The organism is Streptomyces sp. NPDC090442 (assembly GCF_044769405.1).
Taxonomy (GTDB): Bacteria; Actinomycetota; Actinomycetes; order Streptomycetales; family Streptomycetaceae; genus Streptomyces.
Genome location: NZ_JBIVXW010000027.1, coordinates 81,318 through 99,094, shown reverse-complemented (window position 1 = coordinate 99,094; position 17,777 = coordinate 81,318). Strand labels below are relative to the sequence as shown.

The following is a 17,777-nucleotide window of genomic DNA, read 5'->3' as shown; positions in this document are numbered from 1 at the left end:
CGGAGGTGCCCGGCGCCCGGACGACCGGCGGGGAGACTGGGCACGTACGGGAGGAAGGGGCCATGGCCGGTGGACAGGATGAAGGTTACGCACGGGAAGCGTAGTGCCGGCGTGGCTCGGTGGAGCGCGGCGCGGAGGGCGTCGTCCCAGCCCGGCCTGCGGCCGGCCTGCGTTGTCGCGGCCGTGCTGCTCGTCGGCTCGGTGCTCGCCGGCTGTGGTGTCTCCGATGCCGGGCCGGAGGCGGCCGGCGCGCCGGCCCGAGGGGGGCGGGCCGGCAATGCCGACCATTGGGTGCGGGTGTATTTCGCGGCCCCGAACGGCACCTGGCCCGTCGCCCGCGCCGCGCCGGCCGGTGCCGGTCCGCAGCGGGCGTTGGACGAGTTGTTGGCGGGGCCGACCCGTGACGAGCGGGAGCGCGGGCTCAGTACGGCGCTGCCGGCCGGCACGCATCGGGTCCGGGCCGAGGCGGCGTCGCCTGGGACGGTGACGTTGCAACTGCCGTGGCTGGTATCGGAGTTGGATCGTTCGGCGGTGAACCAGTTGGTGTGTACGGCCGCTGCGGCGCCGGGGGTTCCGGGTGGCAGGCCGTCCACGGACGTCGTCGTGCAGGTCTATGAGTCCGGACTGCCTGGGGAGCCGTGGACGGTCACCTGTGACGAGACGGGCGCGGCCGTCCCGGTGGGGGCGCCGCGCGCGAGTCGCTGACGCCCCGAACTCCCGGTGCCACTCGCACCGTCTGTGTATCTTCGCCGTGAATCCGCCGATTGCGCCCCTTCGTGAGTTGCTCCGGGGTAGCGGATGCGTCGACGAGCGAAAGGAGAGGACCGGTCCATGACACGCGTCCTGTTGATCGAGGACGATCCCGCCGTGCGGCGCGGCGTCGAGCTGGGGCTGCGCCGCAGCGGCCACGAGACGGAGGCGGTGGCCACCGGTGAGGACGGCCTGGAGTCGCTCGGGCCGTTCGCGCCGGACATCGTGCTGCTCGACCTGATGCTGCCTGGCATGAGCGGGTTGGAGGTGTGCCGTCGGATCCGCGAGACCAGTCAACTGCCCATCGTGATCCTCTCCGCCCGGGACGACGACATCGACGTCGTGGTGGGGTTGGAGGCCGGCGCCGACGACTACATCATCAAGCCCGCGAGCGGGGAGGTCATCGAGGCGCGGATGCGCTCGGTGCTGCGCCGCGTCGCCCCCGCGCAGCCGGACGGAGACGCCTCCGGCCAACTCCTGGTCCACGGTGACCTGGAGATCAACGGCGCCTCGATGCGCGTGCACAAGCGCGGCCAGGAACTCACGCTCGCCCCGTCCGAACTGAAGCTGTTGCTCTTCCTGTCCGCGTCCCCCGGTCGTACGTACAGCCGCCAGCAGCTCCTCGAACAGGTCTGGGAGCACAGCTACTACGCCGACGCGCGGCTCGTCGATGCCTGTGTGAAGCGGCTGCGCGCCAAGATCGAGGACGACCAGCGCAGCCCGCGCTACGTCCAGACGGTGCGGGGCTTCGGCTACCGTTTCGGGCCGCTGTGAGACGCCGTCGTGTGGGGCGTCGCCGCCTGCCGCAGGGCCTGCGCACCCGGCTCGTCGTCGCGTTCCTCCTGGTCTCCGCGCTCAGTGCGCTGTGTGCCGCCGCCCTCACCTTCCGCCAGGCGCGGTCGGCCATCCTGGACCGTGCCCGGGACAGCGCCGTGCACGATCTGCGTGCCCAAGTGGGCTCGCTCGCCCCGGACTTGCCGTACGCGCCCGCCGCGGCGGACCTGCGTGCCCTCGCGCTCCAGGTCGACCGGGCCGGGGGCTCCCGCGGTTGGCGCACGGCGGCCGCCTACCGTGACGGTGCCCTCGTCTCCGCCGCGAGCACCGCTCCCGTCCTGCCTGAGGGTCTGCGGACCGACGCCGCCTCGGCGCGCACCGCCGTTGTCCAACGCTTCCATCATGGCGGGGAACCTTGGTTGGCGGTGGCCTTGCCAGTCACCCGCGAAGGCCAACCGTCCGAGCCGTCCGGGCTGGTCGTCTACGCCTCCTTCTCGCTCGCCCACGAGGAGCAGGACGTCGCCGCCCTGGTCTCCGCGGCGCGTGCCGGCGCGTTGCCCGTGGTGGTGTTGTCGATCATCCCGGCGTTGCTGGCGGCGCGCCGTGTCCTGCGTCCCGTACGGCAACTGCGCACGGCCGCCGAGAGCATGTCCGAGGGTGCCCTCGACACCCGGATCCACGTCACGGGCAATGACGAACTCGCCGACCTGGGCCGCACGTTCAACACGATGGCCTCAACCCTCCAGGCTGACGCCACCAGGCTGCGCGCCATGGAGGCCCGGGCCCGCCGGTTCGCCTCGGACGTCTCCCATGAGCTGCGCACGCCGCTCGCCGCGATGACCGCCGTGACGGGGATCCTGGACAAGGACGCGGCTTCCGGGCGGCTGGATCCGGAGACCTCCGAGGCGTTGGAACTGGTCGCCGGCGAGACCAACAAGTTGGTGCGCATGGTCGAGGACCTCATGGAGATCTCCCGTTTCGACGCGGGCGCCGCCGTCCTGGACCTGGACGAGATCGATGTCGGTGAACTCGTCCGCAAGACGCTCGCGTTGCGGCACTGGCAGGACCGGGTCTCGCTGGACGTCCCGCCCGGACTGCGTGCCCGTCTCGATCCCCGACGCGTCGACGTCATCCTCGCCAACCTCGTCGGCAACGCCCTGCGGCACGGCGGTGCGTCCGTACCGGTCGACGTACGGGCCCGGACCGCTGATGACCGGCTGGTCCTCACCGTCACCGACGGTGGGCCGGGCATCCCGGACGACGTGCTGCCGCATGTCTTCGACCGCTTCACCAAGGGGGACGCGGCCCGTACCCGCAGCGAGGGCAGCGGCCTCGGTCTCGCCATCGCGGCGGAGAACGCCCGTCTGCACGGTGGCACGCTCACCGCCGCCAACGCACCAGGCGGAGGTGCGGTGTTCACCCTCACCCTGCCCCAGGAGCCGGAGGCGTGAGGCCCCGCTTTGCGCTCGGAGCGCTCCCGGCCCTGCTCGTTCTCTGTCTGGCGTCGTCCCTCACCGCGTGCGGCATCGACAGCACCGGCCCGATCAACGCCGGGGCTCCCGCCTCCGGACTCCCCGCGCCGGGCGGCCATCCGGCGGCCGCCGTGCACGTCTACTTCTCCTCCCCCCTCGGCCTCGAACGTGTCTCCCGCCCCTATCGCGGCCCGGACACCCTCCAGGCCGCCGTGGACCGGCTCGTGGCGGGTCCCGACCCGGCCGAGCGCAGCCGGGGCCTGGTCAGCTTCATCCCGCCAGGCACCCCCGCACCGGCGGCCGTCACCCGGGAACGCGACCTGGCCGACGTCTACGTCCCGCCCCACTGGACGGCCAACCCCACCGCCCTGCGCCAACTCGTCTGTACCACCGCCGACGCCGTCGCTCTCTCCCACGGCACCAGGCCCCAGGAAGCCCGCATCAGGCTCCACCGTCCCGAGGGCGGCGAAGCCAACACGGAGGAGTGCGCGAGTCCTTGAGCATGAAGGGTTCGTGGCCGGTCCGCTCGTGCCGCACGCCGACACCTGTGCTCGGAGTCGTCAGCATGGGTGTCGGCGTGCGGGGTCGTAGCGGCGGTCAGTTCACCGCCGCGAGTGCTTTTGCCTGGTTGCGGAACTCCCCCAGCTTCGCCTTCTGGGCCTGGAACGTGGGGAGGAGCGCGGTCCGCTGCTCGGGGGTGAACTCGGGGAGCTTGCGTCCCATGAGCCGGCAGTCCCGGAGCCATTCGAGGAGTGCGGGGTCGGCGGTCCATCGCAAGACCCGCTCCTGGATGTCGCCGAAGAACTGTATCCAGTCCAGGGCGGAGTTGGGGTGCTGCGCAGGCGGGCACTGGACGTTCTTGATGACGTCGTCGGAGTAACTCGCCTCGACGTGGGCGACGAGTGCGGCGCTGAACACCTGCTGGCAGGGAACGACCGCCTGCAACGTGATGCGCGGGCCGTCGAACACCGGCACCGTCGGCCGTCGCTCCAGGCCGTCGGCGGTGCAGTTGATGTAGAGGGTTCCGGCCTGCGCGGGGATGGTGGCCTGGTCGAGTTCGATCGCGTGCGCGTCGATGCGCTTGACCCTGCCGTGGCGGACGACGTTGTCGATGCGGCGTAGCTGATCGAGTTCGGCGCGGGCGACCGTCGCGCAGCGGAAGGCGGTCGGCTCGACGTCGGGTGACAGTCGCAGCAGTACGCCACTGTCCTCAAGCCGTGCGAACAGGTCCTGGACGGTGTTGGCGTCGGCCACCGCCTTGAGCCGGGCCGCTTGCGTTTCGGTCTCGGACCGTCCGGGCTGCCAGTGGGCGCGGTCGAGGAGCCAGGAGTCGCGCGGCATGATCCAGGTGATGTCGGAGGGATCGGTGCCGCGGCTGAGCAGCCACAGGCAGGTGTCGATGCCGGTCTTTCCCGCTCCGACGACGGTGTAGTGGGAGGGCCGGTCCTGGAGGGCGGGCAGTTGGTTGGGGGTGATCACGCGGACGTCGGGGGCGACCTCGTACGCGGGCGGCACCATGGCCGGCACCGTGACGTTCATGTAGGTGGCGTCCACGGTCCGTCGTTTGACGGTGACCTCGAAGCGGTCCCCGCTGACGATGGAGTGGAAGCGCTGGACGTCCGGCCGCTGCGGGTCCGGGCCGTCGTAGTACGACTTGGGGTGGTAGGAGACGCGCCCGGTGGGCAGCAGCGTCTTGTACATCACGTGGTTGAAGTAGGCCAGGATCTCGCTGGCCGAGGCCAGCTCGTGCATGCCGGCGTTCCAACCGTGCTGGTCCACCGTGCCGCTGCCCAACTCGCGGGAGTTGACGCCGTAGAAGGCCGACGGCTGGTGCAGGCGCACGAAGGGGTAGGAGACCGTCCAGTGCCCGCCGGGCTGGTCGTAGCGGTCGACGATCGCCACCGTGGCGTTGGTTTCGGTGATGAGGGTGTCGGCGAAGGCCATGCCCATGGCCCCGGCCCCAACGATCAGGTAGTCGACCTCAAGAGTTGTCGGTTTCATGGGATGCCGTCCTTTGCGTGATTGTTTTCGAAGGTGGGGACCCGCGAGGGACACCTCGGAGGTCTGCGGAAAGGCTCAGGAACGGGTGGGATTCACGCCGGCCACCTGCTCTTCCTCGGCTGTCGTGAGGGCGTCCACCGGCATGTCCGTCAGTCCGGGGCGGGCGTGCAGACCGTCCAGGACGATCGTCAGGTAGCGCCTCCACACCGCGCCGGAGACGGGCTGGGTGTGGTGGATCGCGCGGCTCAGCATCTGGAAGATGAGGGGCAGGTCGGTCGTCGCCAGGTCCGGGCGCAGCAGGCCCGCGTCCTGTGCGCGACGCATCACCGCGTCGGCTGCGGGAACGAACTTGCGGCGCGCCTGTGCCACCTCGGGACGGCCCCCGACCTCGGAGAAGACGACCTCCCGCAGTCCGCGATCGTTGGCCATCTCCTCCAACGTCATGGTCGTCAGCTCGACGAACCCCTCCCACGGGTCGTCGTTCGTCAGGGCCTGCTCGGCGAACGCCACCAGGGCGTCGACGCGCGCTTGGAACAGCTCGTTGATCAGCGCCTGCTTGTTGCCGAAGAGCCGGTAGGAGGTCGCCACTCCGACACCGGCGTGGCGCGCGATGTCGTCGAGGTTCACCCCCAGCCCTCGTTCGGCGAACACCTCCCGAGCGGCCTGGAGCACGCGCTGCCGATTGGCCTCGGCATCACGCCTCAGGCGTCGTGGGCCACGGGGTGCGGGTGGTTCCGTTCCGTTCATGCGCCTACCATATATCTGGAGTTGTCAACTCCAGTTAAATACGTTCCCGCAGGTCAGCGGCGCCTCTGTCGGCCAGTGGGTCGGCTACCGCAGGACGAAGCCGGTGCCCAGTTCGTCTGCGGGGTCGAGCTCGAAGCGGTGCTCGCCGGTTCGGTACGCCATCCCCGCGACCTGCGGGACGACGGCGGGGTAGCCGTCGGCGATCAGTTGCCCGGCGATCCGGGCATGGAAGCGGGTGCCGACGATCGAGTCGTGGACCAGGGCCTGCTCTGGCGTGAGGCGACCGGCCGCCGCGAGTGTCGCGAGGCGTGCGCACGTGCCGGAGCCGCACGGGGACCGGTCGACCTGCCCGTCGGCGAAGACGGTGACGTTGCGCTGGTGCGGGTTGCCGTTCTCGTCGCAGCCGAGGTCGGCGTAGAGGATGGTGCCGTAGATGCCGCTGAGGCGGTCGTCGACGGGGTGACGCGCGTACTCGGTGCCGTTGAGTGCACACTTCACCTCGCGTCCGATCGCGATGAGGTCGGTGTAGTGAGCGGGCGTGACGGCCAACCCGATGCTGCCGACGTTCAGTTGGGCGTAAAGGGCACCGCCGTAGCCGATGTCGACGACGACCTCCCCGCGGGAGGTGGCGACGGCGACGCGTTCGGCCAGCCGGTAGCTGGGAACGTTGAGGAAGTCGACGCCGGTGATGCGTTCGCCGTCGGAGCGCACGCGTAGGGTGACCCGGCCCGAGGGGACGTCGATGACGACGGTGGTGACGCCGGTGGGGTCGCGGGCGACCCGACCGGTCTGCACGGCCCAGACCGCGAGCGCGATGGATCCGTGTCCGCAGGCGGTCGAGAATCCGTCCTTGTGCCAGAACAACACCCCGAAGTGGGCTACGTCGTCGTCGGGTTCGGTGAGGAAGCCTCCGTACATGTCTGCGTGTCCGCGCGGTTCGCAACACAGCAGCTTGCGCAGGTTGTCCACCTCGGGATTGTTGATGGCGAACATGCGACGCTCGGCGACCGTGGCGCCTTCGATGGCGACCGGCGGTTCGGGAACGATGCGGAAGGGTTCACCGGCGGTGTGGTAATCGGTGGTCGAGACCTGATGGGTGGTCATGGCGTCCTCCTCGGGGTGAGTACGGGGGTCGAGGGGTGAGCCAACTGTGCAACCGCCGTCGGGAATTGACCAGGCGGCAGGCCGCTCTTCCCATGTCGTCCCGGCGCGTTTTGTTGTGAGGTACGGTGGCGGTGAATCGGTGGCTTCGTGCCGAAAACGAAGCGGCCCCCGGCGGTGTTGGCGCACCATTCCGAGGGCCTACACCTCCACGGAGTAGGAGCTCCCTGGGATGCTTAGGCATGCTATCGCGCCTGCGCGTTTCTTCTCGCAGGTGCCCAACGACATCATTCGTCACCCACGCCTGTCGTCGGACGCCGTGCGGCTGCTGACCTGGCAACTGTCGCTCCCGAGCGGGGCGAACGAGCCGTTGTCGGTGACGGCGCAGCGGGCCGGGATCAGGAAGACGGCGTTCATCCGCGCGAAGCGGGAGTTGTGCGACGAGGGGTATCTGCACGAGTGGCGGCGGCAGGGGTCGGGCGGCCGTTGGTCGACCGTGCAGCTCGTCTCCAACGTGCCGCTCGGCGCGGCCGAGGCCGCCGGGGTGCGTGACGGTCGACCGGCGGTCGCGATTCCGGCCGCCGGTGAACCGACGGGTCGGGCGGTCGGCCGTTCCCAGAAGAACAACGACGAGAACACATCCCAACCGCCCTCCCCCGGCGGGCGGCACGGCAGAGGCCCGGACCGCGCGGCAATGGCCAGCGAACGGGAGGGCGGCGCCTCCGCGAACGACGATCGTGCTCCAGTACCCGCCGTACCGCCCGTACCTGCCGTACCCACCGTGCCGCGTGAACTGATGGAGCGCGGCGTTCATGCCCTGGCAGCCGTCTCGCACGCCGAGCGGCGGTTATGGCTCGGTGGGCACGAGGCGCGGAGCCTCGCACCGTTGGCGGCCGAATGGCTACAACGCGGGGCCACGGACCGGGACATGCGGGAAGCGTTGACCACCGGGCTACCGGACATCGTGCACAGTCCGGCAGCCCTGGTGCGTGATCGGCTGCTGCGGAAGATGCCGGAAGCACCGTCGTTCGCCGAACAGGCGGCGGCCGGAGCACCCGCGGTGCCGCGGGTGGCCGCGATGCGGGAATGCGCCGGTGCGCAGCATCTCCAACCGCTGCTGTTCCGGCCGGTGGACGACGAGCGGCTGTGCGCGGCTTGCCGTCGCATAGAAGCCGAGACGGCCGCTGCCGGTGATGAGCCCGCCCCGACGGGTGCGGGGCAGGCGGTGTTCGCCGCGGCCCGCGCCGCCATGCGACCGGCGCGGGGCGGTGGTGCTGCCGGGTGGCCGGGGAAGGCGCAACCTAGGCGAGTTTGAGCAGCAGTTCGCTGAGCTCGGTCGGCATGGTGATCATGCAGTCGTGGCCGGTCGGCAGCTCCCAGACTTGCGCGGGAGTGCCGTTGGGTTGGATCGCGGGGACGGGGCGACGGGGGATGCCTGCTGGGGTGGCGCCGACATTGTGGATGTGCGTGCGTGGGATCGCGTTCGCGGCTGGATTGTCGAGCCGTACCGGTTGCTGCAGACAGCGCACCGGTTGGTCTGACAGCATCCCGCGCAACCAGGCAACATCCGCCGGTTCCGTGACCCCGAACAGGCCGAAGGGTGCGGGCTGTTCGGGCATCGGTGGCACACGCCAGCCACTCTCGGACGTCTCGGCGAGCTCGATCAGTTGCCGTACCGCGGGTTGGACGTCGGCCGCGGACTCGCCGTCCTTCGGGACCATCGCGTCGAGGTAGACCAGGTGCGCGATGCGTTGCGAAATCCGGTTGGCCGCGGAGGAGATGACCAGTCCCGCGTAGCTGTGGCCGACGAGTATGACGTCGTTGAGGTTCTCCGCGGTGATCAGCCGGGCCACGTCGTCGACGTGGGTATCGAGCCCCACCTCGGGACCGGCTAGGTGCACCTTGTCGCCGTAGCCGGTCAGGGACGGTGCGAACACCCGGTGCCCTGCCGCCTCCAGCAGCGGTACCACCCGCTCCCAACACCATCCGCCGTGCCAAGCACCGTGTACCAACAGGAACGTAGACATGAGTGAGTCAATCCTTCATCGCGGAAGCGGAGGCAGAAGCAGAGCAGGACAGCAGAGCAGAAGGGAACGACCCTGCGCAGGGCGGAAGTTCACGGCTCTGGCCGATGGTTACGATTCGTGCCTCGGTACTGTTTGAGTACCAAGAACATGCTGGTGCACGCGACGCACCACAGGCAATAAGGCACTTTTCGGTGCCCCGGTTCCCTGGAGGTAACGATGGTCTCGGGACGTGGCGATGCAGATGACGATGCACATGGCGATCCGCGGCCGGTGGCGCAGCCCAGCGACGAGTGCCGAACCCGGGTCGTGCTCGACATCGTCGGCAACAAATGGTCGCTGCTGGTCGTGCGCAACCTCAGGAACGGGCCGCGCCGTTTCACCGAACTCAAAAGGTCCATCGACGGCATCAGCCAGCGCATGCTCACCGTGACGCTGCGCAGCCTGGAGCGGGACGGCATCCTGACCCGCACCGTGCACGACGTGATGCCGCCGCACGTCAGCTACGAGCTCACCGAAATGGGCCTCACCCTGCGCGAGGCCACCTTGCCCCTGCTCGATTGGAGCGTCGCGCACCTCACCCGGATCGACGACGCCCGCGCCGCGTATGACACCCGCACGGACAAGTCGGCGGCACCATAACGGATTTGGGGAGTCGCGGGAACTTCACACCCTTCCGTGCCCGTCGCTGACCGCCCTCCTGCTCGGCGCCAGCGGGGTGCGAGGTCGGTGGGGCGTTCCAGGGCTGGCCGTGCAGCGACGGGTTCTCCATCGGGGACTTGTCAGGAGGAGTTCACAACCGTCTCAAGGACCTCAACGGCATGTGCTACTCCGTCTCTGCCGGTAGTGCGGAGCCCGAATTGATGGGCCCGCTCGGCCAATTTGGTGTCGCGGACTGCGTGATGCAGTGATTCGGCCAGACGGTCGACGGTGAGGTCGTACTGCGGCAAAGGCTGGGGTGCGAGGCCGAGGGCGTGCATGCGCTGGGCCCAGAAGGGCTGGTCGAACATGAAAGGGCACACGATTTGCGGGCGGCCTGATCGCAGGGCCGACGCCGTGGTTCCGGCGCCACCGTGGTGAGCGATCGCAGCCATGTGAGGGAAAAGTCGTTCGTGTGGCGCCTCGTCGACGAAGAACACATCGTCACCGGCTTGGCGCCGTTCCAACTCAGGGGCCATCACTCCACCCCGGCCAACGCCCATCACAGCGCGAACCCGGGCCTTGCGCACAGCGGCGAGAACGGCTCTGCTCGTCACAGTGGGACGGCTTCCGACCATGCTGCCGAACCCGATGTACACAGGTCGCTCGCCGGCCTCCAGAAACGAGCGCAGGCTCGGAGGCATGTGCCAATCCGTGTTCGTCGGTAGATGCCAGAAACCCGTGGTGTGAGTGGTGGCGGGATAGCGAGGAGCACCGGGCAGCACGCTGGGGTCGAATGCCTGCAATACGGTAGCCGGCCGCCCATCGGGACGGGAGAGAATGCCGAGGTCGCGACCCGGAAGATCCAGCGCTTGACGTCGCCGGCGCACCACTGCCGAACCGTACAACGTGCGAATTGACCACTCCGTACAGGCATAGGATGCCCGGCTCAGTGAAGAGGGCAGGCGCACGGATAGCAACGGATTGACCAAGTCGGGCGTGGGTACCCAACCAGGCTGGAAGCACACCGGCACAGCGGGTACCTGCAGCCACTCGGCGAGGTGATGCGCCGACACCCAGGGCGTGAACGCCACGACATCAGGGCGAGGTTGTCCTTTGGTCTTGGCAATCAGGTCGCCGAAAAGCTTCACGCAATACGGCCGGTTTCTCCCAAGCCAGCGCGCTCCACGCACAATGCCGCGAAGTCCGCGGCGATCCTCGTTCGCTCTCAGGACGACAGGATCAGTCAGGACCTCAAGAGGCCCGTCCACCAGGGGAACGTAGGGCACCCCCGCCGAGCCGGCCAGCGCCGCATAGGACTGGGGTCCCATCAGCGTCACTTCGTGTCCGGCCGTCATCAAGCCGCGGGCCAGCGCCAGATACGGCTGGACATCACCCCGTGTGCCATGCGTGACCAGCAACACCTTCATCGCAGCCATCCTCCTCGCGACTTGCTGCTCGACTCACGCTCCACCATGTCAACCGACCTCAATTCGCAAGCAACAGACACCGCAACATTCCCATGCGAGAGAGGGAAAACCTTCGGTTGGCGGCGTCTGCCGAATTCGACCGACCGGTATGGCGCCCTGTGCAGCCTCCGAAACGGCACGCCGGCGCTCAATTCCCGCGCACCTCATATTTGTCCGAGACTCAAAGGGTTCTCTTCGATGGCGTGGCGGACGTGTGGACCGCCCTGAAGTAGCCGGATCGTGAGCGGCTGACGTTGACGGCGGTGGAAGAAGCTGCGGGTTTCGGCGGCGAGTTGAGCCTGTTTCCGGGCTCAGTTATGCATGGGCAGACTTCGCTTGAAGCCGACCTTGACCAGCTCATCGGGGTTCAGCTCGGGCGAGTAGGACGGCAGGAAGCGCAGCTCGGTCCGGTCGGGCTGATCGGCGAGCCGGGCGCGGACCTTCCGGGAGCGGCGGGCCCAGTGTCCGTCCAGGACGAGGTGCACCTTGTGTCGAAGTGGCGCGCGAGGCGGTCCAGGAAGCGGCACATGGCGTCGCGTCGAAGGTCTCCGATCATGGTGCGCACCACGCACCCGCGGCCGCAGCGCGACCGAATGGTGCGAACTGCACCTGCATCCGCGGCATCACGCGCAATCGTGCCGTAGATCCGCGCGGGCCGACGGCGGAAACATGGAGGCCGAGTTCAGCACGAGCACACGCTCTGGCCGTATGCCACAGCCCCAGGAGGAGAGCCATGACAAAGTCGGCAACCGGAACCGCCCGGCTGCGCAGGGTGCCGCGCGCCACACCGGTCGAGGACATCCTGACGGCGTTCCGCGAGGACGGCGGCGTCATCATCGAGGGTCTGCTCAGCGTGGAGCAGGTCGAGCGGGTCAACCGCGAGATCGAGCCGGCGATGCGGGGGCAGCAGGCCGGGTCCACGCACGAGGACGCGTTCGTCGCCGAGTTCCACGGCAAGAACACCAAGCGGCTGACGAACCTGGTCTCCCTCAGCGCGACGTTCCGGAACGAGGTCATCGACGACGACCTGGTCCACGCGCTCGCCGACGCGGTGTTCCTGGAGGAGTCGGGGACCTACTGGATGACCACGACGCAGGCCATCGAGATCGGCCCGGGTAACGCGGCGCAGTTCCTGCACCGGGACCTTGAGAACTGGTTCCCGTTCGTCGGCATGGGACCGGCCGGGCCGGAAGCGGCCGTCAACTTCCTGATCGCGATGACCGAGTTCACCGAGGAGAACGGGGCCACGCGCGTCATCCCCGGCAGCAACCACTGGGCGGACTTCGAGGACCGCGGCACCCCGGAGCAGACCGTACCGGCCGAGATGCACATCGGGGACGCGCTGTTCTTCAGCGGGAAGACCGCGCACGGCGGCGGAGCCAACCAGACGACCGACGAGTACCGGCGCGCTCTGGCCTTCGCGCTCAACCCCGGCTACCTGACCGGCGAGGAGGCGTACCCCTTCCTGGTCGACCGGGACCTGGTCAAGACGCTGTCCCCGCGGGTGCAGGGGCTCATCGGGTTCCGGTCGCAGTACCCGAAGGGGAGCGCCGGTCTCTGGCAGGTCGACTACAGCGAACTCGCCGACCACCTCGGGCTCTGAGCCGGACCGTGCGCCGTGGCCGTGCTCCGTCGACCGTCGCCGCATCGGCGCGACCGGTACGACCGACTCCGGTTCGGGGCGCACGCCGATACCATCCGGGCAGCATGGAAGAACTGTGGCCGACCCCGTCCGCTCGGGTATGTGAGCTGATCAGAGCTCTGGCAGAGCAGATGTTGCCCTTGCCGGACGACATCGTCGACATGCTCTGGCAGGCGTCGCAGCGCAGTGCCCGGCAACAGGAGTACGTCGAGGATCCCGTGCTCGCCGAGGCCGACCGGCGTCTCAACAAGACGATCATGACGCACTGGCTGGTCGCGAACCTGGACCTGCCAGGACGGCGGGTTCAGCTGGCCCGGGACCCCGAACTGCTGATCTGTGCACGGGACCTGGTTCTGCGCGGCCTGAACACCGACGAGCTCGCGTCATGGCGGTCCGCGCAGCAGGCGTGGTGGGCACGGTGGACCCGCGCGTGCTTCACCGTCACCGAAGACCTCGACGAACTCCGTGAGTTGGTCGAGGTCTCGGGCAACTCCATGACGACATACGTCGACGACCTGATCGCCGCTGTGGGTACGTATGTGGACGAGGTCCGCTCCGAGCTCGGCCTCGGTGCGCACGCCGAGCGGCACGCCACCGTCCAGTTGCTGCTTGGGGGTTCCCGCATGAGCCGCGCTCGGGCCGAGGAACAACTCGGCTACTCCTTGGGCGGCCACCACGTCGCGGCGATCGTCTGGGTCACGGCGGGGGAGGATGCCCACCTTCTGGAACGGGCGGCGGAGCATGTGATGCGGGCCTGTGGGGCAACGCGACGCCTCACGCTGGTGACGAGTACGGCGGCCCTGTGGTTGTGGATGCCCGCGAGCGTGATCCCTGCCCTCGCGACGATCGACGAGGTCCTGAAGATGACCCCGGGAGTCAGGGTGACCTTCGGGCGGCCGGCCCGCGGCGTCGAAGGCTTCCGTTCCAGCCACCTCGACGCGGCGGCCGCGCAACGGCTTCTGGCGCGCGTTCGCTCACCCCGTACCGCGGTGCGCTACGAGGACGTCCACCTCGTGGATCTGCTGACCGCCGACCTGGGACAGGCCGACCAGTTCGTGTCCACGACGCTCGGCGAGTTGTCGACGGCCGACCCCGTCCTGCGACATACCGTCAGCACCTTCCTGAGCGTGGGCTTCAACGTGTCCCACGCCGCGGAGAAGCTCTTCGCGCACCGCAACACGATCGATCGCAGGCTTGCCCGGGCGCGGGCCCTGCTGCCGCGGCCCCTTGAGCAGGACCCCGTCAGCGTGGCGGCGGCGTTGATGCTCGTGGAGCTGCGGCAGGACGGCGAGTTGGGGAGCTGACTCCCCCGCTCCCGGCGCGCGTCGAGGGTGTGCAGAGTGCACCCTCGGTGCGGCAAACGTGCGCCAGGAATGCGTAGAACGCACCAGAATCCTCCTCTCATGATGGTCGGCATCAGACCAGACCACGAAGCAAGGGAGCGCGGCATGGCAGACGCCACCACCCGCACAGAGGTCGTCGACATCGTCGTGATCGGCGCCGGCATCTCGGGGGTCGGGGCCGCTTGTTACCTGGCCCGGGAGTTCCCGGACAAGAAGCAGCTGCTGCTCGAAGGACGTGCCGGCGTCGGAGGAACCTGGGACCTGTTCCGGTACCCCGGGATTCGCTCGGACTCGGACGTGAACACCTACGGCTACGAGTTCAAGCCCTGGCTGCACGAGTCGACCATCGCCGACGGACACCTCATTCGCGAGTATCTGCGAGAGACGGTCGACGAGTTCGGCCTGGCCGAACGGCTTCGGCTGGGCCACGAGGTGCTCTCCGCCGACTGGTCGAGCGAGGAGGCCCGGTGGAGCCTTGAGGTCCGGGCAACCGATGAGGACGGAACCACCAGGCTCCTGACCGTCAAGACCCGATGGGTGGTGGCCGGTACCGGCTACTACCGCTACGACGAGGGCTTCACACCCCACTTCGAGGGGCGTGACGACTTCGGCGGGGACATCGTCCACCCGCAGCACTGGCCCGAGAGCTACGACTACTCCGGCAAGAAGGTCGTCGTCATCGGCAGCGGCGCCACCGCCGTCACCCTGATCCCGTCCCTGGTCTCGGGTCCGGACGCGGCAGCCCACGTCACGATGCTCCAGCGGACGCCCACGTACATCATGTCGCTGCCCCGCGTCGACACGATCGCCACCGTCTTGACCAAGCTCTTCGGAGTCGACCGCGGATACGCGCTCACGAGGTGGAAGAACATCTGGCTGGAGCAGACCATCGTCGGAGCGCTGCAGAAGTTCCCTCGCGCCGGTCGCGCCGTCCTGCGGAGGTCCGCCAAGAAGTTGCTCCCGGCGGGCTTCGACGTCGACACCCACTTCAATCCGCCCTACGACCCGTGGGACCAGCGTCTGTGCGTCGCCCCGGACGGCGACTTCTACAAGGCGATCAGCGACGGGAAGGCGTCCGTGGCCACGGACCGCATCGCGCGCTTCACGAAGAAGGGGATCCTGCTGGCCTCGGGGCGGGAGCTGGAAGCCGACCTCATCGTGACGGCGACCGGTCTCAACCTGCGGTTCTTCGGCGGTATCCACCAGAGCGTCGACGGGGAGCCGGTCGAGATCGGGGACGCGGTGACGTACCGGGGGTTGTTGGTCTCGGGGGTTCCCAACTGGGCCATGCTGGCCGGCTATACGAAGTCGTCCTCCTGGACCCTGAAGATCGGCCTGCTCAGTCGCTATCTGTGCGACCTGATCCGGCACATGGACGCGCAAGGGCACGACCGGGTCGTGCCCGTCGCCACGCCCGGCATGCCGACCAGGCCCTTGCTCGACCTCACCGCCGGCTACGTGAAGCGGGCCGTGAACCAGCTTCCACGTCAAGGCGCCGCGCTGCCCTGGCGGTTGCTGACCTCGTACAGCCAGGACGCGAAGCTGCTCAAGGGCCCTCTGTACGACGAGCAGTTGCAGTTCGGGAACCGCACGGCGATATCGCAGGGGGCATCCCCCGAGGACAGGTTCCCAGGCAGGGAGCGCGACGGCGGCTCGCGCCGAAACCCCGCCGCGGCGACCGGAACGGAGTGAGACCATGGCCTCCGCCACGTCGGCGCTCTCCTTCGCGCAGCGCCTGCAGCGCGCCGTGGGCATCCTCCCCGGCCGCATCCCGCCCGCCGTCCTCCGGCGGCTCGTACGGGTCCCGGTCAACGCCGACGGCGAGCAGATGGCGCCCGAGATCGCCCTGCTGATGAGAGCCGCGGCCAAGGCCGGCGACTACAGCGTTCTCGCGCCGAGTCACGCCCGTGAGGTGACCGATGCGGACGCCGTGCTGTTCGGCGACCGGATCCCGCCCCTCCTCGTAGAGGAGGACCTGGAGGTCCCGGGAGGGCTGCGTGCCACCCGCCATTCCGCGGGAGGCTCGTCCAGTGGTCTCATCCTGTTCTTCCACGGCGGTGGTTTCGTGCTCGGCAGCCGGGCCGGCTACGCACCCGTCGCGAGGCTGATCGCCCGTCGGACCGGCGCCGACGTCCTCTCCGTCGACTACCGCCTCGCACCGGAGCACCCGTTCCCCGCCGCGCACCACGACGCGATGGCCGCGTGGAAGTTCGCGGTCGACCAGGCACCACGATGGGGCATCGATCCTCGCCGTATCGTCGTCGCCGGTGACAGCGCGGGGGGCAATCTCGCCGCGGTCCTCTGTCAGCAGCTGCGCGGAGGCGCGATCCGGCCAGCGCTGCAAGTCCTGATGTATCCGGCCCTGGACGCGTCGGTGAAGCGGCCGTCGCACAAGGAGTTCGCCGACTCCCCTGCCCTGACCGCCAAGCAGCTCCGCTGGTTCACCGACCACTACCTTCCACCCGGCACCGACGTCACGGACCCCAGGGTCTCCCCGCTCCTCGGTGACCTCGCCGGTCTGCCTCCCGCCGTGGTGTCCGTCGCCGGCTTCGATCCGTTGCGCGACGAGGGCCTCGCATACACCACCAGGCTTCTCGAAGTCGGAGTGCCGACCCGGGTTCTGCGTGAGGGCGGCCTCGTGCACGGCTTCGTCGGGTTCACCGCCCTCAGCCGGACGAGCAGGGCGGCGACCGAGCGGATCGCGTCGGCCATCGCCCGCTCCCTGTCCTCGGCTCCGGTCTGATCCGTGCGGCCCGGCCCACCCGGGCCGCACGGAGGTCAACCGACCCACTGCGCCGCCATGGCGCACGCCGGGAGGAGGTGTTGCGCGTGCCCGCACAGGATGGCGGACCCGTTGACTACGTATGGGGTGCACGTGCGTGCCGAGGGCCCCGTTCAACGTCTCCTTACGCAGCCGCTGTCATCGACGAGGGCTCTGCCCATATGCGCTGCCCGGGCCTTGAGTTGAGAGGTTCTGGGTCGGGGGAATTCCGCGACGAACCCCTGGCGCAGTGTCCGCGCCGTCCGCATCATGTCTCTTCGTCGGGCGATCGGCTCACGTGGTGAAGCGGCTGGGCGAGCGGTTCCGTTGCGTCCGCCGGTCGCCTATTCCCGCACGTAACGCCGCAGTAGTCCGTCTTCGGTGGCACGCTCGAAGTGGAAGCCGCACTGGGCCAGCAGGCGGTCGGCGCGGTCCTGTGGGTAGGCGCGGAACTCGCAGCGCTGGTGGGCGACGACCTCGTCCGCCTTGCGGACGAAGTAGTCCTTCACGAACCGGTCGCCTTCGGGGCGGACTTCCTGGGCGTACACCAGGCCGCCGGGCAAGGGGCGTTCGTAGTTCTGGTGGGCCTGTTGGACGGCCAGGAGCAGCGGTCCGCCGGGGCGGACGGCTGCGGACACGTTCTTGAGTGCCCTGATGTCGTCGTCCTCCCGCAGTAGGTGGCTGCACAGTGTGCTGCCCTCCGGGTTCCGGGTCCCGTACCAGACGCCGCCCACGGAGTAGGCGGCGTCGAAAACCGACGGCGCCGCCATTTCCACGATGTCCTGTCGGATCAGTTGCACGCGGTTTCCGAGTCGGGCCCGGGCCTGGGCGAGCATGCTCTCGGTGTGGTCGATCCCGGTGAGCCGCAGGTCGGCTCCGCTCAGTTCCAGCAGGCTTTCGCAGACCAGTCCGGTGCCGACGCCGAGTTCGAGGACGCGTCTGTGGTCGCCGAGTTCGGTGACGAGGTCGCGGGCGTAGGCGCTGTAGTCGTAGTAGCCCGAGGTCATGATGAGGTCGTAGTGCCGCGAGAGCGCGGCGTATGAGTTGGCCACGC

Annotated in this window: 17 protein-coding genes; 10 read left to right on the top strand and 7 right to left on the bottom strand. The window is 69.0% G+C overall.

All coding sequences use genetic code 11. From position 1 onward, the window contains the following. The first annotated feature begins 111 nt into the window (after window positions 1-111). The 4 genes from ACIQU6_RS20345 (at window position 112) to ACIQU6_RS20330 (ending at window position 3,496) form a co-directional block, all read left to right on the top strand. Entirely contained in the window at window positions 112-705 is a 594-nt protein-coding gene (locus ACIQU6_RS20345; RefSeq protein WP_403483038.1) for a GerMN domain-containing protein, read from the top strand. Window positions 706-831: 126 nt separating this feature from the next. Beyond that, window positions 832-1,524: a response regulator gene (locus ACIQU6_RS20340; RefSeq protein WP_403483037.1), complete on the top strand. Its 693-nt coding sequence runs from the start codon at window positions 832-834 to the stop codon at window positions 1,522-1,524. Next, window positions 1,521-2,975, top strand: a complete 1,455-nt coding sequence (locus ACIQU6_RS20335; RefSeq protein WP_403483036.1) for an ATP-binding protein — start codon at window positions 1,521-1,523, stop codon at window positions 2,973-2,975. The genes ACIQU6_RS20340 and ACIQU6_RS20335 overlap by 4 nt, the downstream gene beginning before the upstream one ends. Continuing rightward, window positions 2,972-3,496 (top strand): GerMN domain-containing protein, encoded by a 525-nt coding sequence (locus ACIQU6_RS20330; RefSeq protein ID WP_403483035.1) that lies wholly within the window; start codon window positions 2,972-2,974, stop codon window positions 3,494-3,496. Before ACIQU6_RS20335 ends, ACIQU6_RS20330 begins: the two co-directional genes overlap by 4 nt. A gap of 97 nt (window positions 3,497-3,593) precedes the next feature. Here the strand turns inward: ACIQU6_RS20330 and ACIQU6_RS20325 are convergent, their stop codons facing one another. The 3 genes from ACIQU6_RS20325 to ACIQU6_RS20315 form a co-directional block, all read right to left on the bottom strand. Then, a complete protein-coding gene (locus ACIQU6_RS20325) occupies window positions 3,594-4,997 on the bottom strand; it encodes an NAD(P)-binding protein (protein ID WP_403483034.1) in 1,404 nt (467 codons plus the stop codon). Window positions 4,998-5,072: 75 nt separating this feature from the next. Next, window positions 5,073-5,669 carry a TetR/AcrR family transcriptional regulator gene (locus tag ACIQU6_RS20320; RefSeq protein WP_403483033.1) on the bottom strand — a complete coding sequence of 199 codons (597 nt, stop codon included), beginning with the start codon at window positions 5,667-5,669 and terminating at the stop codon, window positions 5,073-5,075. A 159-nt stretch (window positions 5,670-5,828) separates the two neighbouring features. Further along, window positions 5,829-6,848: a proline racemase family protein gene (locus tag ACIQU6_RS20315; RefSeq protein WP_403483032.1), complete on the bottom strand. Its 1,020-nt coding sequence runs from the start codon at window positions 6,846-6,848 to the stop codon at window positions 5,829-5,831. Between the two features lie 271 nt (window positions 6,849-7,119). Here ACIQU6_RS20315 and ACIQU6_RS20310 point away from each other — a divergent pair, with 271 nt between their 5' ends. Further along, window positions 7,120-8,160 carry a hypothetical protein gene (locus ACIQU6_RS20310; RefSeq protein ID WP_403483031.1) on the top strand — a complete coding sequence of 347 codons (1,041 nt, stop codon included), beginning with the start codon at window positions 7,120-7,122 and terminating at the stop codon, window positions 8,158-8,160. On the opposite strand, the gene ACIQU6_RS20305 is transcribed toward ACIQU6_RS20310, so the two are convergent. Further along, window positions 8,147-8,872, bottom strand: a complete 726-nt coding sequence (locus ACIQU6_RS20305) for an alpha/beta fold hydrolase (RefSeq protein ID WP_403483030.1) — start codon at window positions 8,870-8,872, stop codon at window positions 8,147-8,149. The two genes, ACIQU6_RS20310 and ACIQU6_RS20305, sit on opposite strands and share 14 nt — an antisense overlap. Window positions 8,873-9,088: 216 nt before the next feature. Between ACIQU6_RS20305 and ACIQU6_RS20300 the strand changes: the two genes are divergently transcribed. After that, entirely contained in the window at window positions 9,089-9,511 is a 423-nt protein-coding gene (locus tag ACIQU6_RS20300; protein WP_403483029.1) for a winged helix-turn-helix transcriptional regulator, read from the top strand. A 140-nt stretch (window positions 9,512-9,651) separates the two neighbouring features. Here the strand turns inward: ACIQU6_RS20300 and ACIQU6_RS20295 are convergent, their stop codons facing one another. Continuing rightward, complete coding sequence (locus ACIQU6_RS20295) at window positions 9,652-10,938, bottom strand: glycosyltransferase (protein ID WP_403483028.1); 1,287 nt, start codon at window positions 10,936-10,938, stop codon at window positions 9,652-9,654. A gap of 350 nt (window positions 10,939-11,288) precedes the next feature. Next, a complete protein-coding gene (locus ACIQU6_RS20290; RefSeq protein WP_403483027.1) occupies window positions 11,289-11,462 on the bottom strand; it encodes a transposase in 174 nt (57 codons plus the stop codon). Window positions 11,463-11,710: 248 nt separating this feature from the next. Here ACIQU6_RS20290 and ACIQU6_RS20285 point away from each other — a divergent pair, with 248 nt between their 5' ends. The 4 genes from ACIQU6_RS20285 (at window position 11,711) to ACIQU6_RS20270 (ending at window position 16,705) form a co-directional block, all read left to right on the top strand. Continuing rightward, window positions 11,711-12,580 carry a phytanoyl-CoA dioxygenase family protein gene (locus ACIQU6_RS20285; RefSeq protein WP_403483026.1) on the top strand — a complete coding sequence of 290 codons (870 nt, stop codon included), beginning with the start codon at window positions 11,711-11,713 and terminating at the stop codon, window positions 12,578-12,580. A gap of 104 nt (window positions 12,581-12,684) precedes the next feature. Next, window positions 12,685-13,923: a PucR family transcriptional regulator gene (locus ACIQU6_RS20280; RefSeq protein WP_403483025.1), complete on the top strand. Its 1,239-nt coding sequence runs from the start codon at window positions 12,685-12,687 to the stop codon at window positions 13,921-13,923. Window positions 13,924-14,067: 144 nt separating this feature from the next. Next, a complete protein-coding gene (locus ACIQU6_RS20275) occupies window positions 14,068-15,654 on the top strand; it encodes a flavin-containing monooxygenase (RefSeq protein ID WP_403483024.1) in 1,587 nt (528 codons plus the stop codon). 4 nt (window positions 15,655-15,658) lie between these two features. Further along, the gene (locus ACIQU6_RS20270) at window positions 15,659-16,705 is read left to right on the top strand and encodes an alpha/beta hydrolase (RefSeq protein ID WP_403483023.1); all 1,047 of its coding nucleotides are present in this window, start codon (window positions 15,659-15,661) and stop codon (window positions 16,703-16,705) included. 362 nt (window positions 16,706-17,067) lie between these two features. Here the strand turns inward: ACIQU6_RS20270 and ACIQU6_RS20265 are convergent, their stop codons facing one another. Further along, entirely contained in the window at window positions 17,068-17,775 is a 708-nt protein-coding gene (locus ACIQU6_RS20265; RefSeq protein WP_403483022.1) for a class I SAM-dependent methyltransferase, read from the bottom strand. Window positions 17,776-17,777 lie beyond the last annotated feature (2 nt).

What these genes read in the sequence shown, in the direction of transcription:
- ACIQU6_RS20340 (WP_403483037.1), top strand. Translation starts at nt 832, where the DNA reads ATGACACGCGTCCTGTTGATCGAGGACGATCCCGCCGTGCGGCGCGGC.
- ACIQU6_RS20275 (WP_403483024.1), top strand. Translation starts at nt 14,068, where the DNA reads ATGGCAGACGCCACCACCCGCACAGAGGTCGTCGACATCGTCGTGATC.
- ACIQU6_RS20295 (WP_403483028.1), bottom strand. Translation starts at nt 10,938, where the DNA reads ATGAAGGTGTTGCTGGTCACGCATGGCACACGGGGTGATGTCCAGCCG.
- ACIQU6_RS20280 (WP_403483025.1), top strand. Translation starts at nt 12,685, where the DNA reads ATGGAAGAACTGTGGCCGACCCCGTCCGCTCGGGTATGTGAGCTGATC.
- ACIQU6_RS20305 (WP_403483030.1), bottom strand. Translation starts at nt 8,872, where the DNA reads ATGTCTACGTTCCTGTTGGTACACGGTGCTTGGCACGGCGGATGGTGT.
- ACIQU6_RS20270 (WP_403483023.1), top strand. Translation starts at nt 15,659, where the DNA reads ATGGCCTCCGCCACGTCGGCGCTCTCCTTCGCGCAGCGCCTGCAGCGC.
- ACIQU6_RS20325 (WP_403483034.1), bottom strand. Translation starts at nt 4,997, where the DNA reads ATGAAACCGACAACTCTTGAGGTCGACTACCTGATCGTTGGGGCCGGG.
- ACIQU6_RS20315 (WP_403483032.1), bottom strand. Translation starts at nt 6,848, where the DNA reads ATGACCACCCATCAGGTCTCGACCACCGATTACCACACCGCCGGTGAA.
- ACIQU6_RS20300 (WP_403483029.1), top strand. Translation starts at nt 9,089, where the DNA reads ATGGTCTCGGGACGTGGCGATGCAGATGACGATGCACATGGCGATCCG.
- ACIQU6_RS20285 (WP_403483026.1), top strand. Translation starts at nt 11,711, where the DNA reads ATGACAAAGTCGGCAACCGGAACCGCCCGGCTGCGCAGGGTGCCGCGC.